The 15,197-nt window shown below is 69.9% G+C and carries 15 protein-coding genes and 1 rRNA gene; all 16 read right to left on the bottom strand.

Annotation, left to right across the window (positions count from 1 at the left end; all coding sequences use genetic code 11):
* Window position 1: 1 nt before the first annotated feature.
* The gene (gene scpB, locus ACFQS9_RS18940; RefSeq protein ID WP_378407468.1) at window positions 2–700 is read right to left on the bottom strand and encodes an SMC-Scp complex subunit ScpB; all 699 of its coding nucleotides are present in this window, start codon (window positions 698–700) and stop codon (window positions 2–4) included.
* On the bottom strand, window positions 697–1,605 hold the full coding sequence (locus ACFQS9_RS18945; protein ID WP_378407470.1) for a segregation and condensation protein A: 909 nt from the start codon (window positions 1,603–1,605) through the stop codon (window positions 697–699). Before ACFQS9_RS18945 ends, scpB begins: the two co-directional genes overlap by 4 nt.
* Window positions 1,606–2,475, bottom strand: coding sequence for a ParA family protein (locus tag ACFQS9_RS18950; RefSeq protein WP_378407528.1), 870 nt, complete (start codon window positions 2,473–2,475; stop codon window positions 1,606–1,608).
* A gap of 265 nt (window positions 2,476–2,740) precedes the next feature.
* Window positions 2,741–3,196, bottom strand: coding sequence for an SRPBCC family protein (locus ACFQS9_RS18955; RefSeq protein ID WP_378407472.1), 456 nt, complete (start codon window positions 3,194–3,196; stop codon window positions 2,741–2,743).
* 56 nt (window positions 3,197–3,252) lie between these two features.
* The gene (locus ACFQS9_RS18960; RefSeq protein ID WP_378407474.1) at window positions 3,253–4,176 is read right to left on the bottom strand and encodes a site-specific tyrosine recombinase XerD; all 924 of its coding nucleotides are present in this window, start codon (window positions 4,174–4,176) and stop codon (window positions 3,253–3,255) included.
* A gap of 2 nt (window positions 4,177–4,178) precedes the next feature.
* Window positions 4,179–4,859, bottom strand: coding sequence for an NUDIX domain-containing protein (locus ACFQS9_RS18965; RefSeq protein ID WP_378407476.1), 681 nt, complete (start codon window positions 4,857–4,859; stop codon window positions 4,179–4,181).
* A 14-nt stretch (window positions 4,860–4,873) separates the two neighbouring features.
* The gene (locus ACFQS9_RS18970; protein ID WP_378407478.1) at window positions 4,874–6,625 is read right to left on the bottom strand and encodes a CTP synthase; all 1,752 of its coding nucleotides are present in this window, start codon (window positions 6,623–6,625) and stop codon (window positions 4,874–4,876) included.
* A 156-nt stretch (window positions 6,626–6,781) separates the two neighbouring features.
* Window positions 6,782–7,735: a copper transporter gene (locus ACFQS9_RS18975; RefSeq protein WP_378407480.1), complete on the bottom strand. Its 954-nt coding sequence runs from the start codon at window positions 7,733–7,735 to the stop codon at window positions 6,782–6,784.
* Window positions 7,732–8,916: a putative cytokinetic ring protein SteA gene (gene steA / locus ACFQS9_RS18980; protein WP_378407482.1), complete on the bottom strand. Its 1,185-nt coding sequence runs from the start codon at window positions 8,914–8,916 to the stop codon at window positions 7,732–7,734. Before steA ends, ACFQS9_RS18975 begins: the two co-directional genes overlap by 4 nt.
* A gap of 95 nt (window positions 8,917–9,011) precedes the next feature.
* Complete coding sequence (gene recN, locus ACFQS9_RS18985) at window positions 9,012–10,793, bottom strand: DNA repair protein RecN (RefSeq protein ID WP_378407484.1); 1,782 nt, start codon at window positions 10,791–10,793, stop codon at window positions 9,012–9,014.
* A complete protein-coding gene (locus ACFQS9_RS18990; RefSeq protein WP_378407530.1) occupies window positions 10,783–11,763 on the bottom strand; it encodes an NAD kinase in 981 nt (326 codons plus the stop codon). Before ACFQS9_RS18990 ends, recN begins: the two co-directional genes overlap by 11 nt.
* Before the next feature lie 20 nt (window positions 11,764–11,783).
* Window positions 11,784–12,599: a TlyA family RNA methyltransferase gene (locus ACFQS9_RS18995; RefSeq protein WP_378407486.1), complete on the bottom strand. Its 816-nt coding sequence runs from the start codon at window positions 12,597–12,599 to the stop codon at window positions 11,784–11,786.
* A gap of 1 nt (window position 12,600) precedes the next feature.
* Window positions 12,601–12,828, bottom strand: a complete 228-nt coding sequence (locus ACFQS9_RS19000) for a hypothetical protein (RefSeq protein WP_378407488.1) — start codon at window positions 12,826–12,828, stop codon at window positions 12,601–12,603.
* Window positions 12,829–12,910: 82 nt separating this feature from the next.
* The gene (locus ACFQS9_RS19005) at window positions 12,911–13,915 is read right to left on the bottom strand and encodes an HAD-IIA family hydrolase (RefSeq protein ID WP_378407490.1); all 1,005 of its coding nucleotides are present in this window, start codon (window positions 13,913–13,915) and stop codon (window positions 12,911–12,913) included.
* The gene (locus tag ACFQS9_RS19010; protein WP_378407492.1) at window positions 13,912–14,880 is read right to left on the bottom strand and encodes a tetratricopeptide repeat protein; all 969 of its coding nucleotides are present in this window, start codon (window positions 14,878–14,880) and stop codon (window positions 13,912–13,914) included. Before ACFQS9_RS19010 ends, ACFQS9_RS19005 begins: the two co-directional genes overlap by 4 nt.
* An 84-nt stretch (window positions 14,881–14,964) precedes the next feature.
* Window positions 14,965–15,081 (bottom strand): 5S ribosomal RNA (gene rrf, locus ACFQS9_RS19015).
* Window positions 15,082–15,197: the final 116 nt, after the last annotated feature.

Below are 15,197 nucleotides of genomic sequence, written 5' to 3' on the forward strand. Positions count from 1 at the left end.
GTCACTCTTCACTATCTATGCCGGGATCCAATACGGGTTCGGATCCCGCCCTGCCGGCTCCCAATTTGGTGAACCGTGGGTCTGACTCCATGTCGTCACTGATGTCGTCGATGACGTCGACGTCGGGCAGCAGCGGCGCCAGCGCGGGCAGGTCCGCCAGCGAGGCGAGTCCGAGCCGCTCGAGGAAAAGCTCCGTCGTCGAGTACGTCGTCGCGTTGGTCTCGGAGTCCACACCGGCCTCCGAGATCAGTCCGCGGGCGAGCAGGGTTCGCATGACGCCGTCCACGTTGACGCCACGAACCGCACTCACCCGAGCACGGGTCAAAGGTTGACGGTACGCAATAACCGCCAATGTTTCCAAGGCCGCGCGTGTGAGCTTCGACCTAGCGCCGTCGAGAAGCAGCCTCTCGACGTACGGCGCGTACTCGTTCCTGGTGTAGAAACGCCACCCGTCGCCGGCGTACCTGAGGTCGATGCCGCTGCGCCGTTCGGTCAGCGCGGCCGACATCCGGCGCAGCGTCGCCTCCACCCGCTCGGCGGAGTCGCCGACCGCCGACGCGAGCACCTCGTTGCTCGCGGGCGAGTCCACGACCAGCAACATCGACTCCAGTGCCGCCTCCAGCTCGTCGTCCTCGAGCCGGTCGTCGGGGTCGAAGGCGCCCTCGTCGTCGAGCCTCGGCGCCTGATCGAGCTCGCTCATCCGTAATCCTCCGCACTCACCAGCGTCTGCCCGTCCGCGTCGACGTCACCGGTCCAGCTGACCATCAGTTCCCCGAGCGGCTCCGGCTGCTCGAAGGCCACCGCCCGCTCGCGGTAGAGCTCGAGCAACGCCAGAAATCTTGCCACGATCTGCACGGTCAGGTCGCAGCCCGCGACCAGGTCGCCGAACGTCGCCCAGTTCCCCTCGCCGCGCTGCTTGAGCAGGTCGAGCACCATCGACGCCTGCTCGGGCACCGAGACCGTCGGGACGTGCAGGTGATCGAGCCCCACGGTCGGGACCGGTCGCGGCGCGAACGCGGCCGCCGCGATCTCCGCGAACCGCCCGGGGTCGACGCCGAGCAGGACCTCAGGCAGCAGTCCCGCGAACTGGTCCTCCAACGACACCGAGCGTGGATAGCGCCGCAACGCCGCCGACTCCAGCTCCGCGAACAGCATCGCGACCTGCTTGTAGGCCCGATACTGCAGGAGCCGCGCGAACAGCAGGTCCCTGGCCTCCAGCAACGCCAGGTCCTCGGCGTCCTCGACGTCGCCGGAGGGCAGCAGCCGGGCGGCCTTGAGGTCGAGCAACGTGGCCGCGACCACCAGGAACTCGGTGGTCTGGTCGAGGCTCATCTCGCTGCCCAGCGAGCGGGTGTAGGCGATGAACTCGTCGGTGACCTGGTGCAGCGCGACCTCGGTGACGTCGAGGCGGCGCTGACTGATCAGCGTCAGCAGCAGATCGAAGGGACCCTCGAAATTGCGCAGCTTCAGCCGGAACCCGGGCTCGACCGGGGCCTCCAGGGCCGCGACAGGCAGTTCCTCGATCGGTGTGCCTGCCGCTGCTTCCGCGGCGACTGGTTCCGAGAGCGGAACCTCGGCCATACGCTCGGCCTCGTCGATGTCCATCTACCGTCCGGACCGGTGGATCACCTCACGGGCGAGCGCCCGGTACGCCTCCGCGCCACCGGACTTCGGCGCCCATGTGGTGATGGGTTCTCCCGCGACGCTGGTCTCGGGGAACCTGACCGTCCGATTCACGACCGTGTCGTAGACCAGATCACCGAACACCTCGACCAGCCTGGCCATGACCTCGCGCGAATGCAGGGTCCTGGCATCGAACATCGTCACCACGATGCCCGACAACGACAGCTTCGGGTTCAGGCGCTCGTGCACCTTCTCGACGGTGTCGTTGAGCAGCGCGAGCCCACGGAGACTGAAGTACTCGCACTCCATGGGGATGATCACGCCCTCTGCGCAGGCCAGAGCGTTGACGGTCAGCAGCCCCAGTGAGGGCTGGCAGTCGATCAGGATGTAGTCGTAGCGGTCCAACACCGGGTACAGCACCCGGCCCAGGGTCTGCTCGCGGCCGACCTCGGTGACCAGCTGGATCTCGGCCGCGGACAGGTCGATGTTGCTGGGCAACAGATCCAGGTTGTCCACCCGGGTCCGCATCAGCACGTCGTCGATGGACACCCGCGGCTCGACCAGCAGGTTGTGCACCGTCAGCTCTAGGTCGTTGTGCGCGACGCCGAGGCCGGCGGACAGCGCGCCCTGTGGGTCGAGGTCGACGAGCAGGACCCGCCGGCCGTACTCGGCCAGTGCGGCGCCGAGGTTGATCGTCGACGTCGTCTTGCCGACGCCGCCCTTCTGGTTGCACATCGCGATGATCCGCGCGGGCCCATGGGTGTTGGGCGGCGTGGGAACGGGTACCTCGCGAAATGGTCGGCCGGTCGGACCGAGTGCGGACTCGGCAGGAGCGGCGCCGTTGCCCTCGATGCGGTCGGCCTGTAGACGGGTCGGCGGTTCCGGCTTCCGGGTGTAGAAGTAGGCACCCTGACGCTCAGACTCCGCCGCTGGCGGCTGCGGTGTCACCACGGTCTGCAACTCCCCTGTCTGTCGTCCCTGATGCACAAACGCTACCGCTTGACGGGCGACGATCGGTCAACGGACACGCGGAGCACGACCCGGGGCCGATCGCGCAGGGCCCCGAGCTGGGTTGATGAAGTCCTGGGGTGACGCAGTCATCGCGACCGCGACACGGTCATTCGCCGGCGCCGGTCGCCTCGAGGATCGTCTTGAGGCGAGCCAGGTCCTTCGTGTTGGCCCGGCGCATCGCCGCGGCCATGACCGGGGCCGCGATCTTTCCGAAGCCCGATGGCTCGCCGCGGTTGCGCAGCACCATTCTGGTCAGACCCTCCCCCGCGTCCGACCAGGCGTAACTCGTCTCCATTCGAAAGGGCCCCTCATCGGTGCGCATCACGAATCGCTCGTCGGGCACCAGCTCGGTCACCCGGTACGTGTAGCTCAGGCGCCGGCCGAGGAAGGTGGCGACAAACGCGATTCGGGACCCGATCACTGCGGGCTTCGCCGATTTCCACTCCACCGCCGCGATATTCGCATACCAGGTGGTGGCCGTATCGGGATCGGACGCGTACGCGGCGACGTCATGCCGCGGCCGCGCGATCACGATCTCGGTGCTGACGTCGACGATCGACACTAGGGCGCCTCCTCGGTGCTTCCGACTCCCGGGACCGTATCCATTCCCTCACCCCTTCACAACGCCCGCGGATGCGCGCCCGCCCAGACCTCGCGCAGCGCCCCCACCGTCACCAGGGTGTAGATCTGCGTCGTCGTCACCGACGCGTGCCCGAGCAACTCCTGCACCACCCTGATGTCGGCCCCGCCGTCGAGCAGGTGCGTCGCGAACGAGTGACGCAGCGTGTGCGGCGACACCCCCTCGGCGATCCCCACCCGGTCGGCTGCGCTGCGCAGCACCTGCCACGCGCTCTGCCGCGAGAGTCGGCCGCCACGGATGTTCAGGAACACCGCGGGTCCGCCGCGAACCGCGTGCACCGCACGGCCCCGCACGAGGTAGGCCTCCAACGCGGCGATCGCGGGCCTGCCGATCGGCACCACCCGTTCCTTGCCGCCCTTACCGCGCAACAGCACCGCGCGGTCGACCGCGTCGATGTCGTCGATGTCCAAGCCGACGGCCTCGGAGATGCGGGCGCCCGTCGAGTAGAGGAGCTCGAGCAGGGCGCGATCACGCAGGGCCCGCGGCTGATCCGCCGCGTCGGGGCCGCCGGTGGCCTCGAGCAACGCGAGAACCTGATCGACCGGCAACGACTTGGGCAGCTGCTGGCCGGGCGCGTGCGGCTTCACCTCGCGCGCCACGTCCACGGCCGTGATGCCCTCCGCGGTCGCGAACTTGTGCAACCCGCGCACCGCGATCAACGCCCGCGCCGCCGAACTCGGAGCCAAAGGCGGCACCTCGGCGGCGGGATCACCCTTGCGCAACGCGACGACGAAGCCGCTGATCTCGCGCTCCGGCACCGCGGCGAGGTCGTCGATTCCCCGGCTCGCCAGGTACCCCTGGTAGCGGATCAGGTCGCGCCGATAGGAGCTGAGGGTGTTCGCCGCCACCCCGCGTTCGACCGCGAGATGGTCGAGATACGTCTCCACCTGGTCGGCGAGCACGCCTATACCCCATCGGTATTCGCTCCGCCGGCTCCGCGAGGACCGTCGTGCCTGCGCCGCGACAACGCCACCGGACGATCGATCCATTCCGCATCCGCCGGACGCCCCGTCACATCCGTCCCGCCTGCGCGCGACCTGGCCGCCGCCAGCGCCAGGATCCCGGACACCGCAGTGGCGTTCACGATCTCCCCCGACAGCGCTCGGTCGACGGCATCGTCGACCGACACGCGGTCGACCTCGAGGTCGGCCTCTTCGTCCGTCGGGGTCGGCTGATGCACATCGCTGAGGCCGGTCGCGAGGAACACCCGCACCACCTCGTCAGTGAAACCGGGTGAGACAGCGACGTCCACCAGCACCGACCAGTGCCGGGCGGCGAGGCCCGTCTCCTCGGCCAGCTCGCGCCGCGCCGCGTCCACGGGGTCCTCGTCCGCCTCGTCCAGCAGCCCGGCGGGCAGCTCCCACACCCGCCTGCCGAGCGGGTGCCGGTACTGGTTGATCAGGATCAGCCGGTCGTGCTCGTCGACGGCGACGACCGCGACAGCACCGTAGTGCTCGACCACCTCGCGGTTCGCCGCGCCGCCGCCGGGCATGGCCACCCGGTCGACCCGCAACGTGAGAATGCCGCCCTCGTACACGGTTCGCGTGTCGAGGGTTTCGAACTCGTGCTCGCCCGGCCTGCTCATCGGGTGCCGGCGGGCTAACCCACGCTCGGCGCGTCGACCGATTCGCCGTCGGCCGCCGCGGACTCGAGTGCGTCCTCCGGATGCACGTCCACCTCGAGCCGCTCGGCCGCCTTGTACTTGAGCGCGGCACCGATGAACGCCGCGAACAGCGGGTGCGGACGCGTCGGGCGGCTCTTGAGCTCCGGATGTGCCTGTGTCGCGACGAAGAAGGGGTGCTTGTCGGCGGGCAGTTCGACGAACTCGACGAGGTGCCCGTCCGGCGAGGTGCCGCTGAACTTCAAGCCGCTCTTCGCGATCCGGTCCCGGTACGCGTTGTTCACCTCGTAGCGGTGGCGGTGTCGCTCGGAGACGTTCTCGGAGCCGTACGCGCGGGCCACGACCGAGCCCTTCTCCAGGACCGCGGGGTACGCACCCAGGCGCATCGTGCCGCCGAGATCGGCCTCGCCCGCGACGATCTCCTCCTGATCCGCCATCGTCGAGATCACCGGATGCTTGGTATCCGGCTCGAACTCCGCAGAGTTCGCGTCGTCGAGTCCCACCGACCGGGCCGCCTCGATGACCACGGCCTGCAGCCCGAGGCACAGGCCCAGCAGCGGGATCCCGCGGGTCCGGGCGAACCGGATGGCGCCGAGCTTGCCCTCGATGCCGCGGATACCGAACCCGCCCGGGATCAGCACCGCGTCGACCTCGCCGAGCTTCTCCTGCGCGCCCGCCTCGGTCTCGCAGGCGTCGGAGGGCACCCAGTCGATCTCGACCTTGGCACGGTGCGCGAAGCCGCCCGCCCGCAGCGCCTCGGTCACCGAGAGGTACGCGTCCGGGAGGTCGACGTACTTGCCGACCAGCGCGATCCGAACCGACTCGCGCGGCTCGTGCACGCGCTTGAGCAGTGCGCCCCACACGGTCCAGTCGACGTCCCGGAAGGGCAGGCCCAGCTTGCGCACGACGTAGGCGTCGAGTCCCTCGCGGTGCAGCACCTTCGGGATGTCATAGATGGAGGGCGCGTCAGGGGTCGAGATGCAGGCGTCGACGTCGACGTCGCACATCAGCGCGATCTTCGACTTCAGCGGCTGCGGCACCTCACGGTCGCAGCGCAGGATCAGCGCGTCCGGCTGGATACCTATGTTCCGCAGCGCCGCCACCGAGTGCTGGGTGGGCTTGGTCTTGAGCTCACCGGAGGGGCCGAGGTACGGCACCAGCGACACGTGCAGGAAGAAGACGTTGTCCCGGCCGATGTCGTGACGAACCTGTCGCGCCGCCTCGAGGAACGGCTGCGACTCGATGTCGCCGACGGTGCCACCGATCTCGGTGATCACCACGTCCGGCTCCTGGCCCTGCGCGTCGGGGCCCGCCATCGCGAGGATGCGACTCTTGATCTCGTCGGTGATGTGCGGGATCACCTGCACCGTGTCGCCGAGGTACTCGCCGCGTCGTTCCTTCGCGATGACCGACGAGTACACCTGACCCGTGGTGACGTTCGCGAATCCGTTGAGGTCGCGGTCGAGGAACCGCTCGTAGTGCCCGACGTCCAGGTCGGTCTCCGCCCCGTCCTCGGTGACGAAGACCTCACCGTGCTGGAACGGGTTCATGGTGCCCGGGTCGACGTTGAGATAGGGGTCCAGTTTCTGCATGGTCACCCGCAACCCGCGGGCGGTGAGCAACTGCCCGAGGCTCGACGCCGTCAGACCCTTGCCGAGCGACGAGGCAACGCCCCCGCTGACAAAGATGTGCTTGGTGGCGGTACGCGATTGACTGCGTGAAAGTGGCAAAAGAGCTCCCGTGACGACCTTGCAGGGCTTGGCTAATGGTAGAGCTGGGGCCTGCCGACCCACGGGACTTCACGGTAACACCAACGCGTCGGATTCTCCGCATGACGCGCCGCGAACCGCTGGTCATCGCCCCGTGAGCCGGTCATGGCTGTGATCTCAGCCGGCCGGGGCGCCGACTGTGATCGACGTCGCGTTGGGGCCCGTGCCGAAACGGCCCGCCTGGCCCGCGAGCTGCTCCTGCAACGCGAGCACGGTGGTGATGCGCCCCGCCTCCCGGTCGACGTTGTCGACTGTCGAGACGCCCGACGACAGCGCCGTGTCCGACCGGACCACGGCGATCGGCCCGTTGCCCGCTGCGGCACCGGGCCGACCGGCCAGCACGGTGCCCGCGCCGCGCGTGTCCATCGCGCCCGCGAACCGCGCGACGATGGCGCCCCGGTTGCCGCCCTCGGACCCGTCCGCGGACTTGCCCGAACCGGTCAGCACCACCGCCAGCTGGGCGGGCTTGACCGACGCGTTGTCATAGGCGATGAATCCACCGGATCGCAGGGTCTCGAGCGCCAGCGCGAGCTCCTCGGGCGTGCTCTGCGGCTGCGCGTTCTGGGAGTTCAGCAGGAGCACCGAGCCGAGCAGGTCGCCCGCCAGGCTGCCCTGGTCGACCGCACCGGTCTTGAGCTGGACCCCCGCGGGAATCACGTTGGTGATGGTGGTCCGCAGCTGATCGCCGTTGGCCGCGTCGACGAACGAGTCGGTCAGCGAGACCCGGCCGGTGACGGTCCCGCCCGCCGCGCCGACCATCCTGGTGACTCCCTCGAGGTCGCCGGGGTCTGCGTCCGGGGAGGTCACCAGGACCACCGAGCGCTGGGCGAGCGCATCGCGCACGACCCGGCCCGAGACGGCCGCGTCGAATCCGTCCGCGGAGTTGAGCTGCTGTTCGAGCTGGTTGTTCGTCTCCTGCAGCGCGTTGACCTGTCCTTGCAGCTCGGACTTGTCGTCGCGCAGCCCCGACAGCAGGCCGCCGGAGAGGGTGCCCGAGCCGAGCACCACCCCCACCGCCAGCGCCAGGAAGATCGCCGCTATCGAGATAGCGTGTTGACGCATAGAGATCACTTGAGCAGTCCCTGTACCCACGTCGCGAAGCTGTTCCAGGTCGCGATGGCCCAGTCGAGGGCCTCGCCGCCGATGTTGGAGACGACCAACGCGACGATCACCGCCGTCAGTGCCGCCAGCACGAGCAGCGCGATGGCGCCGCCCGAGACGCGGCTGCGGTACAGGGTCGCGACCGCCTTCGCGTCGACCAGCTTCGGGCCGACCTTCAACCTGGTCATGAACGCCGCCGGGTTGCTGTCGCGCCGACCCCGATCGAAGAACTCGTCGAGCGAGACGGTGCTGCCGACCGTGACGATCAGCGAGGCGCCGTGATGGTCGGCCAGCAGCAGTGCCAGGTCCGCGGGCGCCCCGGACGCGGGGAACGTCATCGCCCCGATGCCGAGGTCCTGGATCCGTTCGAGCCCCTTCGCGTGGCCGTCCGGATCCGCGGGAAGCACCACCTCGGCACCGGACTTGAGGGTCGAGCTGCTGATGTCCTCGGGGTCGCCGACGATCAGGTCCGGGCGGTAGCCGGCATCGGCCAGCGCGTCGGCGCCCGCGCCGACCCCGATGAGGATCGGCGAGTACTCCTTGATGAACGGCTTGAGGTTCTTCAGATCCGCCACGTGGTCGGTCCCGTCCGCCACGACCACCACGTGCCGGTCCTGCAGGTCCACGTCGATGTCGGGGACCCCGACCCCGTCGATGAGCAGCGGACTCTCGGTCCTGATGAACTCGATAGTGTTGCCGGAGAACGCCTCCAGGTGATCGACCAGTCCGGTCTTCGCCTCGATCATGAGGTCGGAGATCTCGGCCTCGCTCTGCTCGGCACCCTTGGCGAGCCTGCGTTCACCGCTGTAGACGCCGCCCTCGTGGAGGCGGACCTTGGCCCCGTCCTTGACCTTCTTGAAGACCTCGTCGCCGACCGAATCGATCAGCGTGATCCCGTTCGCGACGATGACCTCGGGCCCGAGGTTGGGGTAGCGGCCGGAGATGGACGGCGACGCGTTGACGACCGCGAGCACCCCGGCCTCCACCAACGCGTCGGCGGTGATCCGGTCCAGATCCAGTTCGTCGAGGACCACGATGTCGCCTGGGCCGACGCGACGCAACAGCTTCGTCGTGTCGCGGTCGACCCGGGCGATGCCGCTGATCCCCGGCAACGATTCGGTGTTTCGTGACAACAGGGACGGCATCTTCATGCCATCGATGATGAACCCGACGGGGCCCGGACCAGCGGAGGCGCGCCGACCCGGTTCATGAGGCGACCCGACGAGCGGTCGCCTGGCCTGCCGGGCTATTCGCTGCGCGCGGCCTTCGCCGTCGCCAGCAGTTCCTCAGCGTGCGCGCGTCCGGTCTGGGTGTTGTCGAGTCCCGCGAGCATCCGGGCCAGCTCGACCACCCGCTCGGCGTCGGTCAGGGTGCGCACCCCGCTGTCGGCGCCCTTGCGACCGTCCACCTTGTCGACGACCAGGTGGGTGTCGGCGAACGCCGCGACCTGTGGCAGGTGCGTCACCACGATCACCTGGTGGGTGCGTGCCAGGCGAGCGAGGCGCCTGCCGATCTCCACCGCGGCCCGGCCGCCCACCCCCGCGTCGACCTCGTCGAACACCATCGTCGCGCTGCTCTCGGCGCCTGCGAGCACCACCTCGAGGGCGAGCATCACCCGCGACAGCTCACCGCCGGAGGCGCTCTTGCTGATCGGAAGCGCCTGGGCGCCGCTGTGCGCGGCGAGGCGGAACTCCACCTCGTCGACACCCGCCGAACCGGCGTGCACCTCGCGACCGTCCACCATCAGCGGCGCGGAGTCCTGCGCACCCGCGGCGAGCGGCTGCACGGTGACCTCGAGGCGGGCCTTGCCCATCGCGAGACCGCCGAGTTCCGTGGTCACCGCCTTACCGAGCTTGACCGCGTGCTTCGTCCTGGCCTGGCTCAGCGCGGCCGCCGCGACCGCCACCGCGGCCGCGCAGTCGTCGACCCGGGCCGCCAGGGCCGCCAGCGCCTCCGCCGAGACGTCGATCTTGGACAACCGCTCGCGGGCCTGCTCGGCCCACGCCAGCACCCCGTCGACGTCGGCCGCGTACTTTCGGGTCAGCGTCTTGAGTTCGGCCTGCCGGTTCAGCAGGGTGTCGAGCGCCCCCGGGTCCGACGGCAGATCCGCGAGATAGCCCGTGAGATCGGCCGACAGGTCGGTGACGACGGCGATGGCCTCGGCCAGACGCGGGCCGAGCGCGGTCAACGTCGGGTCGTCCGAGGACTCGATCCGGGCGCGCGCCTCCCCCAGCAGGTCGAGCGCGCCGACGCCGTCGGGGTCGCCGTCGACCCCATCCACCGCAGCGGCTCCGCCGAGCATCGCCACCTGAGCCTCCGCCGCCGCCGACCGCAGCGAGTCCAGGTCGCTCAGCCGTCGCACGTCCGAGACGATTGCCAGGTCCTCGCCCGGCTGGGGTGCCACCGCGTCGATCTCGTTCAGTCCGAACTCGAGCCGATCCACCTCCTGCGCGAGTTCGCGGCTGCTCCGGGTGCGTTCGGCGAGCTCGTCGCGGGCCTCGATCCACTCCGCCCGCAGCGACCGGTACTTGTCGAGCAGGGAGCCGATCGGTGCGCCACCGAACTCGTCGAGCGCCTGGCGCTGCTGGTCCGGCCGCTGGAGCCGGAGTTGGTCGTTCTGGCCGTGCACGGTCAGCAGCGGTCCGGTCAGCTCGGTGAGCGCCCCGGCCGGCACGCTTCGTCCGCCCAGATGGGCGCGGGAACGGCCGTCGCTGCTGACGGTGCGCAGCGCGATGATCGTGCCGTCCTCGTCGCGCTCGGCGCCGGTCGACTCGAGCAGCCGGTCGACCTCGGAGATCACCTTCTCCGAGGCGTTGGCGGTGGAGAACCTGCCCTCGACGACGGCGCGGTCGGCACCGAGCCGCACCCGGCCCGCGTCGGCACGGGCACCGCTGAGCAGGTGCAGGCTGGTGACCACCATGGTCTTGCCGGCGCCGGTCTCACCGGTGAGCACCGTCAGTCCCTCGTGGAACTGGGCCCCCGCCTGTGAGATGACTCCGAGACCGTCGATCCGGATTTCAGCGAGCACTGGCGTTGCTCCCTTCCCCGTCGGCCCTTCTTCCCCGCCAACCCTTGACCGGGAGCTCGAACTTGCGGACCATCCGGTCCGCGAACGGTGCCGAGTCGAGCCGGATCCACTTCACCGGTTCCCGACCCCGGACCACCTCCACCCGGCCGCCCGCGGGCAGGCTCATCGTGCGGCTGCCGTCGCAGAAGACCAATCCGTTGTGACCGCCCGCGAAGGTCTCGACCGCGATGAGCGATTCCGGGCTCGTCACCAGCGGCCGCGCGAACAACGCGTGCGCGTTGCTCGGGATGACCAGCAGCGCCTCGAGCTCGGGCCACACCACCGGACCGCCCGCGGAGAACGCGTACGCCGTCGACCCGGTCGGGGTCGCGACGAGCACGCCGTCACACCCGAACGACGAGACTGGACGGCCGTCGACCTCGAGGACCACCTCGAGCACCCCGAGCCGGGACACGTTCTCGATGCTGGCCTCGTTCAACGCCCACCCGCGGTCGACGATCTCGTCGTCCACCCGGACGATCACGTCGAGCGTCATGCGGTGTTCGACGCGGTACTCGCGCCGGACCACCTTCGCCAGGGCCTCCTCCAGATGCTCCGCCTCGGTCTCGGCGAGGAACCCGATCCGGCCGAGGTTGATGCCGAGCACCGGAATCGATGCGGCACGCGCCAGTTCCGCTCCGCGCAGGAAGGTTCCGTCGCCGCCGAGAACCAGCACCAGCTCGCAGCCGACGGCCGCGGACGGCCCCGGCTCGACGACACTCAGCGCGAGATCTGGCAGGCGGAAGGAATCGTGTCCGTCCGACGCGGTCGGATCCGTCCGATCGGCCTCCGTTGCCAGGACGCGCAGTCCGATACCGGACTTCTCGAGGATCTTGGCCACCCGGAGCGCTGTCGCGGTGATCTCGGCCCGCCCCGTGTGGGCGACAACCAGGATCTCGCGCTGCGGAGACGACGTCCCCGGTTCCGGGATCCCTGGTTCCGGTGCCGGATTCACTGGGGCCCCTCCTGTACCGCTCGCTCGATGACCTCACGCACCGAATCCACCCCGGGTTCTGTCTGCTTCCGCAGCCACAGAAAGTATTCGACGTTGCCCGACGGCCCCGGCAGGGGGCTGGCGACCGCTCCGAGGGTCCGCAGCCCGAGCGCGTCCGCGGCCTCGGCGACCTCGACGACGGCCTCGATCCGCAGGGCGGGGTCCCGCACCACTCCTCCGGACCCGACGCGGTCCTTCCCGACCTCGAACTGCGGCTTCACCATGGGCACCAGGTCGGCGCCGTCCGCGGTGCAACGGACGAACGCCGGCAGGACGAGCTTGAGGGAGATGAACGACAGGTCGGCGACCACCGCCTCGACCGGCCCCCCGATCTGCTCCGGCTCCAGCGAACGCACATTGGTCCGGTCCACGACGGTGACGCGGTCGTCGGACTGGAGCCGCCACACCAACTGTCCGTACCCGACGTCGACGGCGACCACCTCGCGGGCGCCACGACTGAGCAGGACATCGGTGAACCCGCCGGTGGAGGCGCCTGCATCGAGGCATCGCTTACCGTCTACGGACAGCCCGGACGGCTCGAACGCCTCGAGCGCGCCGAGGATCTTGTGTGCGCCGCGCGACGCCCACGAGACCTCGTCGACTTCCTCGGTCACCAACAGGGGGGTGCCTGCCTCGACCGCGGTCGCGGCCTTGACCGCGACCGTTCCCGCGATCAGGACCCGACCGGCCCCGATCAGCTGAGCTGCGTGTTCCCTGGATCGGGCCAGTCCCCGCCGAACCAGCTCGGCGTCGACCCGTGCGCGCCGAGCCACCTCAGATCTTGTCCACTGTGGCGAGCGCCTGCACCAGGACCTCATGGGCCCGCTCGAGGATCTGTGCCTGCCCCGGGATCCGGCCGTGACCACTCGCGTCGTCCTCCGCCGAACCCACCGAGTCCAGGCGCGCGAGCAGCCCGTCGACCTCGGCGTGGATGCGGTCGGGGTCGACGGTGGTCGGCGGTCCGGGAAGGTGCTGCCCGGGGCGTGGCATTGGCGTACTCATCGGGGCCAACGCTAGCCGATCCGGGGCCCGCACGCCCACACCGCGACACGGCGCATCCCGCCCCGTGGCACGACGCAGGCAATCAACCGACGAGGGCCGCCACCGCCGCCGCGGCGGCCGGATCCTCGCCACGGAGTCCCTCGAACTCGGGCTGCGCCCACGCCGCCGCGAGCACCGATCGAACCACGTCGAGGCGCTCCGGGGCGGCGCCTCGATCGCAGGACACGACCAGGTCGGAGTCCTCGCGTCGCACACTCACCCCCGGAAGCGGTCGGATGCTCAACCGCTCGGCGGGCAGATCCAGTTCGGCGAGCCGCGACGCCAGATAGGTGGGTCGATACGACTCGGGCGCGCGCAGCAGGTCGGCGACGGAGCTGACGCCGCTGAGCACCAGCAGCGAATCCACCCCGACCGCATTCGCCCCGGCGATGTCGGTGTCGATCCGGTCACCGACCACCAGCGGTCGCTGGGACCCGCTGCGCTGAAGGGCGTCCTCCATCAGTGGACGGGCCGGCTTCCCCGCGACCAGCGGCTCCCGGCCGGTCGCGGCCCGCACGGCAGCCACCATCGCGCCGTTGCCCGGGCACAACCCTCGTTCGGTGGGCAGCGTGGAGTCGACATTCGAGGCCACCCACAACGCACCGGCACGGATCGCCAGGGTCGCCTCGGCGAGGATCGCCCAGCCGGTCTCCGTGGAGTGGCCCTGAACGACCGCCGCAGGATTCTCGTCGAACCTCCGGACCGGTGAGAGTCCGACCAGCCGGACCTCCTCGGCCAAGGCCTCGGTGCCGATCACCAGCACCGACGCCCCCGGCTCGAGGCCCTCCGCCAGCAACCGCGCCGCGGATTGCGAACTCGTCACCACCTCCGATTCGGAGGCGGGGAACCCGAGCTCGCGCAGATGCTGGGCGACCGCGAGCGGGCTGCGGCTCGCATTGTTGGTGACGTAGAACAACCGTGACGACCGATCGACCAGCGCCTCGCGCGCGCCGGGGATCGCGTGAGCGCCCTGGTACACGGTCCCGTCGAGGTCGAGCAGCAGCACATCGTGCAGTTCCCGCAGCGACGGTGCGGCGTCCACCGTCACTGGTCGCCGGAGAGTTCGGCCACCCGGTCCTCTGCGTCGGTGTCGCCGTCGAGGTCGGCGGCCGCGGAGTTCAGGAACCACTTGAGGCCGTCCTCGACCCGCCCGGCCGCGACCAGGGCGTCGGCGTACGCGTAGAACAGACGCGCCGCGGTCGGGCCCTGCTTGGCAGCATCGAGTTCCGCCGTCTGCAGGGTCACCACGGCCTGATCGAACTGACCGAGGTCCATCCGGGCACCCGCGACCACGATCCTGAGCTCCGTCGCCTCGTCACCGCTGAGCGAGCGAGCCTCGTCGCTGCGCCCGAGTTCGATCGCACGCTCGGGTCGGCCCAGTCCGCGTTCGCAATCGGCCATGACGGCGAGCAGTCCGGGACCGCCTGCCATCCGACGCGCGGCACGGAGCTCGGAGAGCGCCTCCGCCCATTCGCCTGCGTGATAGGCGGTGATACCGGCGGTCTCCCGGACGACCGCGACGCGGCCGGCCCGCTGACGGGCGGCACGCGCGTGCGCCAGCGCGAGACGGGGGTCGTCGTCGATCAGCTTGCTCGCCATCACAAGGTGACGGGCGACCGCATTGGCATTCGACTTGTCGAGGCTGAGCAGATCCCGGCGGACGGCCGGGTCGAGTTCGCCCGCCTGCACATCCTCGGGAAGGTCCGGCTCGTCCGGTCGCGGGGCACGGCGCTCGGCGTGCACTCCTCCGTCGCGAGGGCGCGGACCGAAGCTGCCCTCGCCGCCCCGCCGCCTCGGCGGACCGTCGCCGCGCCGATCCGGGCGGCCTCCGCCGCTGCCGCCGCGGGCTCCGCCGCCGGTGTTGCCGCGGGGGCCATCGCCTCTCCCGCCGCGGGGGCCATCGCCTCTCCCGCCGCGGGGGCCGCCGGCACCTGCGCCACGGTTGTCCCCCGACCGACTGCGGTCAGAACCGCCGCTCCCATACGAACGACGGCCATCGTTGTTGTCCGACACAGCATCTCCTTTCAGACAACACACGCTATGCAGAAAAAACACGAAAGGGGACCCAGTATATTGGGTCCCCTTTCGGTAACGGATGTTCGGCGGTGTCCTACTCTCCCACACCCTGTCGAGTGCAGTACCATCGGCGCTGGAGGGCTTAGCTTCCGGGTTCGGAATGGGGCCGGGCGTTTCCCCTCCGCTATGGCCGCCGTAACTCTATGAAACTGTCACACATTCAGTTTCCCCCGCCCGAATCATCAACCCTGAGGGGTGTGATGTTGGGGGTGAATGGTATCTGTGTGTTGTTTCAGATACCGCACAGTGGACGC

It is taken from the genome of Rhodococcus daqingensis (assembly GCF_042665615.1).
Lineage (GTDB): Bacteria > Actinomycetota > Actinomycetes > Mycobacteriales > Mycobacteriaceae > Rhodococcus_G > Rhodococcus_G daqingensis.

Coding starts and splice junctions, on each gene's coding strand:
- steA (WP_378407482.1), bottom strand. CDS start 8,916: ATGAAGATGCCGTCCCTGTTGTCACGAAACACCGAATCGTTGCCGGGG.
- ACFQS9_RS19000 (WP_378407488.1), bottom strand. CDS start 12,828: ATGAGTACGCCAATGCCACGCCCCGGGCAGCACCTTCCCGGACCGCCG.
- ACFQS9_RS18965 (WP_378407476.1), bottom strand. CDS start 4,859: ATGAGCAGGCCGGGCGAGCACGAGTTCGAAACCCTCGACACGCGAACC.
- ACFQS9_RS18945 (WP_378407470.1), bottom strand. CDS start 1,605: ATGGACATCGACGAGGCCGAGCGTATGGCCGAGGTTCCGCTCTCGGAA.
- scpB (WP_378407468.1), bottom strand. CDS start 700: ATGAGCGAGCTCGATCAGGCGCCGAGGCTCGACGACGAGGGCGCCTTC.